Source organism: Brachybacterium avium (genome assembly GCF_002216795.1).
Taxonomy (GTDB): domain Bacteria; phylum Actinomycetota; class Actinomycetes; order Actinomycetales; family Dermabacteraceae; genus Brachybacterium; species Brachybacterium avium.
Genome location: NZ_CP022316.1, coordinates 1,338,607 through 1,350,782 on the forward strand (window position 1 = coordinate 1,338,607; position 12,176 = coordinate 1,350,782).

Genomic DNA, 12,176 nt, shown 5'->3' on the forward strand with positions numbered 1-12,176 from the left:
GCGAGGATGAAGGGCCGGTTCAGGGCAGGCGCACCACCTGACCGGCCCAGGCGAAGCCGCCTCCGAAGCCGATCAGCAGCGCTGTCGCCCCCGCGGGGATGCGCCCGGCCTCGCGCAGCCGCGAGATGGCCAGCGGGATGGTCGCCGCCGAGGTATTGCCCGAGGTGATGATGTCGTCCGCGACGACCGCGTCCCCGCGCAGACCGAGCGCGGCGGCGAGCGGCTCGATCATCCGCAGGTTCGCCTGGTGCGGGACGAAGACGTCGATGTCCTCGATGTCCAGGCCCGCCGCCTCGACGATCCGTCGGCTGATCCTCGGCGCCTCGCGCAGTGCCCAGCCGAGCACCTGACGGCCCTGCTGGGAGAAGCAGGGGCCCTCGCCGTTGATGGTGACCGCGTCGGCGAGCTCGGGCTCGGTGCCCCACTGCACGGGGGCGATGCCGGGCTCCTCGCTCGCGCGCAGGACCATGGCGCCCGCCCCGTCGGCCGTGAGGATGCAGGTGGTGCGGTCGCTGTAGTCGGTGAAGGCGGAGAGCTTCTCGGCGCCGATCACGAGGGAGACGGTCGACGCGCCGGTGCGGATCGACATGTCCGCGACGGCGAGGGCGTGCTCGAAGCCGGAGCAGGCCGCGCCCACGTCGAAGGCGGCGGGGGCGGGGATGGCGAGCATCTCGGCGACCCTGCCGGCAGCGCTCGGGGAGCGCTCCTCGTTCGAGCAGGTCGCGACGATGATCTGGGTGACCTCCGAGGGGTCGACGCCCGCGTCGGCGAGCGCGGCGCGGGCGGCCGCGGTCGCCATCTCGGGCACGCCCTCGCCGTCGGCGGCGATGCGTCGGGACTCGATGCCGGTGCGCTGGCGGATCCACTCATCGCTGGTCTCGACCAGCTGCTCGAGATCCTGGTTCGTCATCACACGCGCGGGCCGGTAGTGGCCGGTGCCCACGATCCGGGAGCCGGGGCTCGTGGGTGCCGTACGGAAGGCGGGACTCGGGGGCTTCGAGGTGTCGAAGATGTCGGCTCCTGCGGGATCGTGGCGGACCGGTGCGGACCGCGCCAGGCGTAGACCCTACGGGGCTTCGCTGGACGGGCAGACGTGTTCACGCGGTGACGGTCAGGGTGGAGCGGGCGTCGGCGCCGCGGCGCACGTGGATCTGCTCGGCGATCTGCGCTTTCATGTCGCCGACGTGGCTGACGATCCCGATCACGCGGCCGCTCTCGGCGAGCCGTCCGATCTCGCGGACCACGGTCTCGAGCGTCTCGGGGTCCAGCGAGCCGAAGCCCTCGTCGATGAAGAGGGTCTCCATCTGCACTCCCCCGGCCTCGCCCATGACGATGTCGGCGAGGCCGAGGGCGAGCGCGAGGGAGACGAAGAAGGTCTCGCCGCCGGAGAGGGTCTCGGGCACGCGCACCTGGTCGGTGCGGCGGTCCAGCACCAGCAGGTCCAGGCCGGTCTTCCTCGCGCCGCGGGCACCGGTGTCGCGCAGCAGCTCGAGGTCGGAGCCGGAGAACAGGGCCAGGCGCACGTTCGCCGCCTCGATGACGGCGTCGAGCCGCCACATCAGCACGTAGGTGGACAGCTGCACCCGCTCCCCGTCGCTCGAGCGGCCGGTGGCGAGGTCGGCGACGCGCACGGTGATGCCCGCGTCCTCGCTGACGCTGCGCACCTGGGCCGATGCGGTCCGCAGTGCGGTCCGGGCGGCGGCGGCGCGTTCAGCGATGCCCCGCAGCCGGGCGGCGATACCGGCGGCCTCCTGCACCGCGGCACGGGCGGCTTTGAGCTTCTCGGCGGTCGCGACCACTACGGCCTCCGCCTGCTCCCGGGCCTCCGGCGTCGCGACGACCTCGGCGATGCCCTCCTCGGCCAGGCCGTCGGCGAGCCGGGACTCGTCGACCGCGCGGGTCTGGACGAGCTTCTGCAGCCGCCCGCGCTCCTCGGCGGCGAGGACGGCGGCACGGACCGCCTCGACGGTGGCGAGCCCGCTGGCAGCCAGGGACGTCTCCGCCTCCTCGACGAGCTCCGCCACCCGCTGCTCGGCCTCGGTCCGGCTGCGCAGCGCCTCCCGCAGGGCGGTCGCGGCCCGGGCGCGGGCGAGGTGGGCGCGGCGGCGGTCGGCGATGGAGTCGTCCTCCCCGCGAGCCTCGGCGATCCTGCTGCGGTCGGTCTCCAGTGCCTCGGCCGCGGCGGCGATCGCGGTGCGTTCGCGCTCGACGCCGAGAGCATCGGCCTCCCTGCGCCGGGTGAGGCGCTCGGTCTCCTCGTCGAAGGCGGTCAGCGCGGTCTCGAGCTCTGCGGCCTCCTTCTCGGCCGTGCGGGCGGCAGTGACCTGCGTCTTCACCGCCTCGACGGCGGTCGTCGCGGTCTCGGGGGTGAGGTCTCCGGCGGCCTCGTGGAGCCGGGCGAGCTCCTGGCCCGCCAGGGCGTGCTGCTGCTCAGCGCGGGAGTGCGCGGCCTCGGCGGCCCGGCGCTCCTCCTCCGCGGCCTCGACCTGCTCGGGGCCGACGGCGTCCTCGGCGGTGCTCGCCGGGTGCGGATGCTCGAGCGCGCCGCAGACGGGGCAGGCGTCCCCGGCCTCGAGGTCGACGGCGAGCTCGGCGGCGATCCCGGCGAAGCGGCGGCGGCGCAGCTGGTTCTCCGTCGCCGCCCGTTCCTGCGCGGTGCGCAGGCTGGCTGCGGCCTGTTCGCGGGCGGTCTCGACCTGTTTCTGCTGGGCCGCGGCAGCGGTGGTGGCCTGTTGGCGCTCCTCGGCGGTGCGCAGCGCGAGCCGGGCGTCACCGAGAGCGGCGGCATCCTTGCGCGCGGCATCCCGGGCGGTGACCTGCTCGGTGCGTCGGGTCGGCCGTGCCTCGAGCTGCTCGGTGAGCGCGGCGAGGGCGGTCGTCGACGCGGTGAGCTGCTCGCGTCGCCCGGCGAGCTGCTGCTCCCGCGCGGGCAGCCCGGCCTCGAGCTCGACGAGGTCCTTCAGCGTGCCGGCGGCGGTCGTGGCCTCGTCGGCCGTTGCGGCCAGCTGGGCAGCAGCGTCCTCCTCCTCCAGCAGGTCCACCACCGACTTCTGCCGCTCCGCGGTGGTGCTCGCGAGCTGTGCGAGGGCCTCGACCACGGTGGCGGCCTTCGTGGTGGCGCCGTCGCGGCGACGCAGCACCTCGACGACGGGGCGAGCGGTCTCGTCGCGCTGCAGGGCGGTCTGCGCGCTCTCGAGGGCGGTCTTCTCCTTCTCGAGCCGATCGGCGAGCTCGTCGAGCTCCCGCCGGCGGTCGATGCGCGTGCGGGCGGTGGTCGCGGCCTCGGCCGCGGTGCGGGCGGCCTGTTCGGCGGTCCCGGCCTGCTCCGCCGCGCCACCGGCCTCGTCGGCCCGGGCGGTCACCGCCGCGAGGTGCTCCTCGGCGAGCCCGGCCAGCGGCTCCAGGCGCAGTGCAGCGGCGTGCTCCTCGAGCACGCCGACCGGTTCCTCCTCCAGAGCGGCGGCTTCGGTGAAGCGGGCCAGCGCGGTGCCGAGGGTCTGCTGGGCGGCGTCGACCTCGCGCCTGGCCTGCTTGCGCATCTCCTCGAGCTGCTTCTCGACGGCGGCGTAGGTCTCGGTGCCGAACACGCGCTGCAGCACCGTCTGGCGTTCCCCGGTGCCGGCGCGCAGGAAGCGGGCGAACTCGTTCTGCGGCAGCAGGACGGTCTGCGTGAACTGCTCGCGGGTCAGTCCCACGGCGCGCTGGATCTCGCGGCCCACTTCGTCGATCCGGGCGGCGATCGCTTCGACGCCGCTGCCCCCGCCTGCGGTGTCGGCGATGACGTCCTCGATCAGCTGCGGGGAGCCGATCCGCCAGAGCACGGCCTTGGCCTGCTCCTTCGTGGTGCCGGTGCCACGCAGTTTGGGGCGGTGGAACTCGGGTTGGCGGCGCACCCGGAAGATGCCGGAGGCGGTCTCGAACACCAGGTCCACCACGCTCGCCTCGGTGGGCGGCGCGAACTGCGAACGGATCCGGTCGCCGCTGCTGACGCTGCCGGCGACCTGCCCGTACAGGGCGTAGACGATGGCATCGAGGATCGTGGACTTGCCGGAGCCGGTGGGGCCCTCGAGCAGGAACATGCCGCTCGCGCCGAGAGCGGCGAGGTCGATCTGCACGGTGCCGGCGAAGGGGCCGATCCCGGTCAGGCGCAGGTGGTGAAGCTTCACGAGGCCTCCTGCTGGCGGCGCACCGCGGTATAGGCGCGGTCCAGGACCTCGTGCTCGGCGGCGGTGGGAGCCGCGCCGGTGACGTGGGCGAGGAAGTCGTCCATCACGTCCAACGGATTCTGCTCCCGCCGCACCACCGGGGTGCCCGCTCTCGCCTCCCGCCCCTCGGGCGCGTATTCGGTCAGCAGCAGTTGCGGGAAGGCCTCGCGCAGCTGTTCCTGCAGGTGGGCGGGGCGGGCCGGGTCGGTGACGACGGCCTTGATCCAGTCGCCGCCGTGCTCGGGGGCGCGGGCGAGGATCTCCTCGAGGGAGCCGCGCAGCTCGGTGAGCGGGCGCGGCACCGGGGTGTGGATCCGTCGGACCTCTGCCGCGGTCCCGGGGGCGCCGAGCTCGACCAGCAGCACCGACTTGCGGTGGTTCTTCTCGGAGAAGGAGAAGGCCAGCGGCGAGCCGGAGTACCAGGCGGGGGCGCCGACGAGGCGGGTGAGGTCCTGGCAGCCGTGCAGGTGGCCCAGCGCCAGGTAGTCGAGGCCTCCCAGCACACCGGCGGGCACCGAGTCGACGCCGCCGACGGAGAGGTCCCGCTCGGAGTCGCTGGCATCGCCGCCGGTGACGAAGGTGTGGGCGAGGACGACGGTGCGCGCTCCCGGATGCGCGGCGGCGCGCTCATGCACACGCTCCAGCGCGGCGCGGGTGACGGCCTCGTGGCTGCGAGCCAGCGGCGGCTCCCCCTCCGCGACCAGCTCGGTGCGGGCCCGGTCGGGTTCGAGGTAGGGCAGGCCGAAGAAGAGCACCTCGCCGTGCTCATCGGCCACGGAGACGGGGTGTTCGATGCCGGGAACGTCGGTGAGCAGGTGGATGCCGGCGCGCATCAGGGAACGGCCGAAGCCGAGCCGCTCCGGGGAGTCATGGTTCCCGGAGGTCAGCACCACGGTGGCGCCGGTGTCGGCCAGGCGCGCCAGGGCGCTGTCCAGCAGGGTCACGCTGGACACGGCGGGCACGGCGCGGTCGTAGACGTCGCCGGGGATGACGACCACGTCGACCCGCTCGGTCTCGACCAGCGCGACCAGCCAGTCGAGGAAGGCGGCCTGGTGGGCATGCAGGTCGACCTTGTGCAGGGTGCGGCCCAGGTGCCAGTCCGAGGTGTGCAGGATCTTCATGCCCTGAGCCTACGAGCGGGGGCCGACAGCCGGTGACGTCTCACCGTCGTGGACGGCGGGCCCCGCTGCGAGCTCGTGCTCTAGGGTGGTCGGCGGACACGGGGTGCGTGAGACGCGCTGAGATGACACCCGTGGAACCTGATCTAGTTCGTACTAGCGAAGGGATGTCCGCATGAGTTCGGATCCTTGCACCCAGTCCCCCTCTGCCCTCCTCCCCGTCCGGCCGACGGTGCCGCGCGTGGTCTCGATCGCGGGGACGGACCCCACCGGCGGCGCCGGCACCGCCGCGGATCTCAAGTCGATCACCGCCGCGGGCGGGTTCGGCATGGCCGTCGTCACCGCGGTGGTCGCCCAGAACACCCACGGCGTGCGCGACATCCATGTGCCGCCGGCCGAGTTCCTCGCCGCCCAACTGGCCGCGGTCAGCGATGACGTCACCCTCGAGGCCGTCAAGACCGGCATGCTCGGCACCGTCGAGGTCATCGAGACGGTCGCGGCCTGGCTCGACGCGCACCCACCGCGGGTGCTCGTGGTGGACCCGGTGATGGTCGCCACCAGCGGGCATCGCCTCCTGGAACCCGCGGCCGAGCAGGCGATGATCCGCTTCTGCCGTCGCGCGAGCGTGGTCACCCCCAACATCGACGAGCTCGCGGTGCTCACCGGTGCGCCGCGCGCGAGGAGCGAAGGGGAGGCGCTCGCGCAGGCCGGCCGCTGGGCGGCGGAGACCGGGGTCGCCGTCGTCGTCAAGACGGGTCACCTCGAGGACCGCGAGGTGAGCAACACCTGGGTGGAGGCCGACGGCGCGCAGCACCGGGCGAGCTCGGCCCGGGTGGAGACCACGAGCACGCACGGCACCGGCTGCTCCCTCGCCTCCGCCCTCGCCACCCGCCTCGGGGCCGGTCACAGCCCCGCCGCGGCCCTGGCCTGGGCGACCCAGTGGCTGCATGAGGCGATCGTGCACGGCGGGGCGCTGCACGTCGGGACGGGGCACGGCCCCGTTGACCACGCCCACCAGGGCCGACGGCTGGCAGCGGCCGGTTCCGCCGCGCCCTGGCTGCGGGTGGGCGAGGTCCCCGCCCGGCTCGAGACGCCCGAGGACCTGATCGATGCCTGCGCGGGAGCTGCCGGGACGGAGGCCGGGACCGCCCCGGTGCTCCCGGTCGTCGCCCCCGCCGGCCCGTGGACCGCCGCGCTCTGGGCCGCCGGCTCCTCCCTGGCTGCGCAGGTGGCGGGCTCCGGATTCGTCCGGGCGCTGGTGGAGGGGAGCCTGACCGGCCCGGCCTTCGAGTTCTATCTCGCCCAGGATGCGCTCTACCTCGCCCGCTACTCCCGCGCCCTGGCCGCCCTCGCGGAGGCGTCCACCACCGCCTCGGGCCGCACGTTCTGGGCGGAGTCCCCCCGGACCTGTCTGACGGTCGAGGCGGAGCTGCATCGTTCGTGGCTCTCCGCGGAACCGGCCGAGGATGGCACCGCCATCAGCCCGGTGACCAGCGCGTACACCGACTTCCTGCTCGCCCATGCGCTCGGCTCCGCCGCCCCGGTGACGGCCGCCGCGGTGCTGCCGTGCTTCTGGCTCTACGCGCAGGTGGGCGGTGATCTGGCCGAGATCGCGCCGGGCCATCCGTACGCCGCCTGGTTGGAGACCTATCGCGATCCCGGGTTCGTCGAGGGCGTGCAGGGGGCGCTGGGCGAGGTCGAGCGGGAGGTCGCTGCGGCCACCCCCGCCCAGCGGGCCGCGGCGACGCGAGCGTTCCTCCTGGCGTGCCGCCACGAGCTGGAGTTCTTCGAGCAGGCCCGTCGGCTCGAGCCGCACGCCGCCCAGGCGGAGGCCGTTCTCAGCGGGGCGACCCGATGACCGCTGCCGCCTCGACGCTCACCGAACCCCAGCAGCTGCCCCCGGCGGGGCGAGCCGCCCTGCGGGCCGGGGTGGTCGGCAACTTCATCGACAACATCCATGTGTTCCTGCCCGTGACGGCCCTCGCCCCCGCGATGCTGGTGCTCGCAGGGCCCGGTGCGACCGCCTCCACCGGGGCGCTGATCATCATCGCGATGCTCATGGGCCGTCCCGTCGGCGGGGTCGTGTTCGGCCGGATCTCGGACCGCCTCGGCCGCACCCGCACCACGCGGATCGCGATCGGCGGCACGGCCGCATGTGCGCTGGCGATCGCCCTGGTCCCCACCCATCAGCTGCTGGGCATCGGGACGGTGACGCTGATCCTGCTGCTGCGCTTCCTCGGCGGCATCTTCGTGGCCGGGAGTACTCGGCCGCGATCCCGCTGGCGATGGAATGGTCGGCGCCGCGTCGGCGCGGGCTGATGAGCGGGCTGATCCTGTCGATGGCCCCTTGGGCGCAGGCGGCGGTGGCCTTCGCCGTCGCCATGCTTCTGACGCTGCTCGGGCCGCAGCAGTACGCGGCCTGGGGGTGGCGGGTGCTGTTCGCGGCCGGGGCTCTGCTCTCCGTGGGCATGCTGCTGTACTACCGCCGGCAGGTGAGCGATGCCCCGCTGTTCACGCAGCAGCAGGAGGCACTTCCCGCGACCGGCCCGGGCACCGCGCCTGCGCCCGTGCCCGCGCCCGCACCGGCCCCGACCCTGCGCAGCCTGCTCACCGGTTCCTGGTCGCGCGCGTTCTGGCAGGTGTTCGCGATGATGACGGGGCTGTGGCTGCTGACCTACACCACCGTGCTGCTGCTCACCGAGCGGCTGTCCACCGATGCTCCGCTGGAGCCGATCGCGGTGCCCATCGTCATGGGGCTGGCCTCGGTGGCGCAGGCGGTGGCGATGGCGCTGGCCGGGCACCTGTCCACCCTGGTGGGGCGGCGCCGGCTGCTGATGATCTGGGGAGCGGCCGCGACGGTGACGGGACCGCTGCTGTGGTGGCTCGCGGTCACCTCCCCCACGCTGGCGATGGCCGCCGCCTGCGCCGCGCTGCTGCAGATCGCCACCGTCGCCGCCTACGGGCCGATCGCCGCCTATCTCTCCGAGCGCTTCCCCACCTCGATCCGCTCGACCGGGTACGGCGCCGGGTACAGCCTGTCGTTGGTGCTGCCGGCGCTCTACCCCTTCTATGTGCCCGCGCTGGAGCCGGTGCTGGGCCGTCACGGCACCGTCCTGGCCCTGATCGTGCTCGGCGGTCTGCTGCTGGTGATCGGTGCCGCGCGCGGACCGCGCCTGCGACCGCGTGAGCTGGACGCGGACCTCGACACCGTGGCCACCGGGAGCCTCCAATGACCGCCCGGCCCGGCACCGACCCGGATCTGGGCCCGGTCGCCCCGGTCCTGGCCGCGGTGCGCGAGCGGGCGCCGCTGGTGCACTGCCTCACTGCGACCGTCTCGATGTCGCTGGTCGCCGATGGCCTGCTGGCCGCCGGGGCCCGGCCGATGATGACCGAGACCGCAGCCGAGGCCCCGGTGGTGACCACCCTCGCCGAGGCCCTGTCGATCAACCTCGGCACGCTCAGCACCGACGCCATGGACGGGATCCCGGCCACGGTCGAGGTGGCGGTGCGGGAGGGACGCCCCTGGGTGCTCGACCCCACCGCGATCGGGATCGCCCCCGTCCGCACTCCGCTCGCCCGGCAGCTGCTGGACTCCCGGCCCGCCGTGGTGCGCGGCAACGCCTCCGAGATCCTTGCCCTGACCGGGGTGGGACGGGGCGGGCGTGGCCCGGACGCTTCCCCCGCGAGCGGTCGCGCCGGCGATGCTGTCGAGGACGCCGCCCGGCAGGTGGCGGCGCGGACCGGCGGAGCGGTCTCGGTCTCCGGGGAGGTGGACCTCGTGCTGGATTCCGCGCGCAGCCTGCGGGTGGCGCGCGGCACCGCGCTGCTGACACGGGTCACGGGCACCGGCTGCCTGCTGGGGGCGCTGACGGCGGCCTGCACCGCCGTGCATCCCGATCCGTTCGAGGCCGCGGTGGCCGCGACCGTCTGGCTCGACCTGGCCGGGGAGCTCGCCGCCGAGCGGGCCACCGGCCCGGGCAGCTTCCGCATGCATCTATTGGACGCACTCGATGAGGTAGGACGATGAATACACAGCCCACGCACATCACGCAGCCCGTGCAGCCCATCGGCACTCAGGGCGGTCCTCTCCCGGGCCTCGATCTGCGCTGCTATCTCGTCACCTCGGGGACCGGGCGGCGGACCGTCGAGGTCGCGGCCGCGGCGGCGTCCGCCGGGGCCGGGGTGGTGCAGGTGCGGGCGAAGGAGGCCACGGCGGCGGAGCTGCTGAAGCTGGTCCTCGCCGTGGCCGGGGCGGTCCACACCGCGAATCCGGGGACGCGGGTGCTGGTCGATGACCGGGCCGACGTCGCGGCCGTCGCCCGGCAGCGCGGGGCGGCGGTGCACGGCGTGCATCTGGGTCAGGACGATCTGCCGGTGGCCGATGCGCGAGGGCTGCTGGGGCCGGAGGCGATCATCGGGCTGACCACGGGGACGCTCGAGCTGGTCCGCGCGGCCGAGGTAGTGCGCGACCAGGTCGACTACCTGGGTGCCGGCCCGTTCCGGCGCACGCCCACGAAGGAGTCCGGCCGTCCTCCGCTGGGGGTCGAGGGGTATGCACCGCTGGTCGCGGCCTCGTCGCTGCCGATCGTGGCGATCGGTGACGTCACGCCCGCTGATGCCGCTCCGCTCGCGTGCACCGGGGTGGCGGGGGTGGCGGTGGTCCGGGCGGTCATGGGCGCCGCGGATCCGGCTGCGGCGGTGCGCGAGGTGCTCGCCGGCCTCGCCGCGGGCTGAGGCCCTGGAGCACACGACGGTGCGCCGGGTCCGGCGAGGAGCAAGGACGGTCCAGTCAGAAGGGTGGCGGGCCCAGATCTTTCCAGGGTTCCGGGGATTCTCCGGCTCCTTCGGTGGGCGAGGGCATCCCCGTCGCAGCAAGGGTGGTTCCCAGCAGAAGTACTCGGGCAGCGGCTTCCCTGTGAGCTCCGTCGGTTCTTCGGGAGTGGGCACCTGACCTGGGTCGCTGGGGCCAGGGGGTTCGGGTCCGGCTGCTTCGAGGTCTGCTGATTCGCGCTCTGCCGGCACCGGTTCTGTGACTGGCTCGGTGACCGGATCCCCGGCGTGGGTGCCGCGCAGGTAGCAGGTCCAGGCGTGTTCGAGGTCCTCGACGATCTGGAGGCTCGCGGTGTCGAGATCGTCGATCACGGTGACGATGTCGCCGTCACGGCCGACGGCCCAGCGGGTGCGGCCGGGCTCGGTGACGGCAGTCGGGAGCCGGGTGGGATCCAGCAGGCCGGCTGTCTTGTCCAGATGATGCTGCCAGCACAGCAGGTGGAGGTTCTCGATCTCGGTGAGGGCTCCCGCATCGGCGCTGCCGCGCCGGCATTCCTCGATGTGATCGCACTCAGAGGCCCAAGAGGTGAGCCGGGTGCATCCCGGCACCGCGCACATGCTGTTGCGCAGCCGGAGATGTTCGAGCATCGCCGCGGAGGGCTGGTACTTCTGGGCAGGCAGCGGCAGGAAAGCACCGCTGGTGGGATCGGTGAGCACGCGGTACCAGGCCTCGCTGCTGCCGGCGAGGGAGCGGGCTATCGACGGCGGCAGCGGGATGGTGCCCTCGAGGTTGCCCGGTTCATCCGAGGCACCGAGGAGGGTGAGGGCGGGGACCGTGATGTTCAGCCGGAACCTTCCGGTAGGGACGGAGACCCCATCGAGGTCCAGCGCCGCCGAGCTCATCAGCGCGAAGCGCAGCTCGGTCAGGGGCGTGGCCTTCCCCGAGGCCAGGACGAGTCCGTCCGGGTCGTGCGGAATCGGGGTGCCCTCGCGCAGTGCGGTGCGCTGGGCGGTCTGGACCGCCCGGGCGGACTCGTCCACCTGCTTCCACTGCGCGAGGATGACGGGGATCGGACCGCTGATCTGCATGGTCCCCATCCCGGGCTCGATACTCGGCAACAGCTCGACGCTGCGGGTGAGACTGTCGAGGGGATCCGGGCGATCCTCTCGCTGCTGGAGCAGGGCGAGGAGCTTCTTCAACAGGGTGAAGAAACGTTCCGGACTGATATCCGGGGACCAGGCGGCAACGGCGATATCCAGATCCTTGCGAGAATCATCCGTCAACGATCGCGAGGATTTCAGCATCTTCTGGAACCAGGTGGACGGCAGGGCCCCGGACTCCAGCGCAGCGAGGCAGCGAGGGAACAGGTGCACGGCCTGATAGGCATCACGGAGATGCCAGCGGGCGGCACCGGTGGTTACCCGCAGGGCGAGACCGGCACGGGTGGCATCGACGGCTTCGACCTCGGCGGCCTCCTCGTACTCCCCGTCATGGTCGTAGAGCTCGGCCAGGGCGCGATGCTTCTCGGCCAGGCAGCGGGCCTCCTGCTTCTCCACATCCCACACACGCTGGGTCGCGGCGCTGAGCTGGGGATTGTCCATGCTGTGGCCGCGCAGGGAAGGCTGCTGCGGGTGAGTTCCCGGCGCGCGGTGACGTCCCGCAGATGCGGGGGCAGGGAGGCGAGGAACGCCGCCTCGGCAGCCTCGTCGCGATCGCCCGCGTCGAACGGCGGCGGCTGCTCCTCGATCGCGCTCACGCCCCGCCACCTCCCGACAACCACTCGCGGGCCCACCGTCCGAACGGACCATGGACGACGGGCTCCTTCGCCCGTCCGATACCTCGATTTTAGCGAGATACCCCGACAGTCGAAAGAGATGGCGCCGATTGTGGATAACAGGGACTGCGTCATGCACAAAGGCTCTCGACAAGGCCTCAGAGACGTTCTTTCCTCCACACAGAATGGTTATCCACAATGCACAGGTCGCGGCGGAAAGATAGGGGTGCGAGGCACGGCGAACCACACGGCGAGGAGACAAGAGTGCGAGGCGCGGCGAACCGCACGGCGATCTGCGTGGTGATCCG

At 73.2% G+C, this 12,176-nt stretch carries 9 protein-coding genes and 1 riboswitch; of the genes, 6 read left to right on the forward strand and 3 right to left on the reverse strand.

Features of this window, described 5'->3' with window-relative positions; translation table 11 throughout:
• Positions 1-19: 19 nt before the first annotated feature.
• The 3 genes from CFK39_RS06125 to CFK39_RS06135 all read right to left on the reverse strand — a co-directional run bounded on the left by CFK39_RS06125 (position 20) and on the right by CFK39_RS06135 (position 5,326).
• Complete coding sequence (locus CFK39_RS06125; RefSeq protein WP_089066310.1) at positions 20-910, reverse strand: beta-ketoacyl-ACP synthase 3; 891 nt, start codon at positions 908-910, stop codon at positions 20-22.
• A 187-nt stretch (positions 911-1,097) separates the two neighbouring features.
• Entirely contained in the window at positions 1,098-4,166 is a 3,069-nt protein-coding gene (locus CFK39_RS06130; protein ID WP_089064719.1) for an AAA family ATPase, read from the reverse strand.
• Positions 4,163-5,326: an exonuclease SbcCD subunit D gene (locus CFK39_RS06135; protein ID WP_089064720.1), complete on the reverse strand. Its 1,164-nt coding sequence runs from the start codon at positions 5,324-5,326 to the stop codon at positions 4,163-4,165. Before CFK39_RS06135 ends, CFK39_RS06130 begins: the two co-directional genes overlap by 4 nt.
• A gap of 89 nt (positions 5,327-5,415) precedes the next feature.
• A riboswitch (TPP riboswitch) is annotated at positions 5,416-5,508 on the forward strand.
• Here CFK39_RS06135 and CFK39_RS06140 point away from each other — a divergent pair.
• The 6 genes from CFK39_RS06140 to CFK39_RS16175 all read left to right on the forward strand — a co-directional run bounded on the left by CFK39_RS06140 (position 5,499) and on the right by CFK39_RS16175 (position 12,172).
• A complete protein-coding gene (locus CFK39_RS06140; RefSeq protein WP_089064721.1) occupies positions 5,499-7,181 on the forward strand; it encodes a bifunctional hydroxymethylpyrimidine kinase/phosphomethylpyrimidine kinase in 1,683 nt (560 codons plus the stop codon). Its footprint overlaps the riboswitch before it by 10 nt.
• Positions 7,178-7,642: an MFS transporter gene (locus tag CFK39_RS16740; protein ID WP_245822944.1), complete on the forward strand. Its 465-nt coding sequence runs from the start codon at positions 7,178-7,180 to the stop codon at positions 7,640-7,642. Before CFK39_RS06140 ends, CFK39_RS16740 begins: the two co-directional genes overlap by 4 nt.
• Positions 7,642-8,556: an MFS transporter gene (locus tag CFK39_RS06145; protein ID WP_245822945.1), complete on the forward strand. Its 915-nt coding sequence runs from the start codon at positions 7,642-7,644 to the stop codon at positions 8,554-8,556. The genes CFK39_RS16740 and CFK39_RS06145 overlap by 1 nt, the downstream gene beginning before the upstream one ends.
• A complete protein-coding gene (gene thiM / locus CFK39_RS06150; protein WP_089064722.1) occupies positions 8,553-9,350 on the forward strand; it encodes a hydroxyethylthiazole kinase in 798 nt (265 codons plus the stop codon). Before CFK39_RS06145 ends, thiM begins: the two co-directional genes overlap by 4 nt.
• Positions 9,347-10,057 carry a thiamine phosphate synthase gene (locus tag CFK39_RS06155; RefSeq protein ID WP_089064723.1) on the forward strand — a complete coding sequence of 237 codons (711 nt, stop codon included), beginning with the start codon at positions 9,347-9,349 and terminating at the stop codon, positions 10,055-10,057. Before thiM ends, CFK39_RS06155 begins: the two co-directional genes overlap by 4 nt.
• A 354-nt stretch (positions 10,058-10,411) precedes the next feature.
• Positions 10,412-12,172 carry a hypothetical protein gene (locus tag CFK39_RS16175; RefSeq protein ID WP_157697083.1) on the forward strand — a complete coding sequence of 587 codons (1,761 nt, stop codon included), beginning with the start codon at positions 10,412-10,414 and terminating at the stop codon, positions 12,170-12,172.
• Positions 12,173-12,176 lie beyond the last annotated feature (4 nt).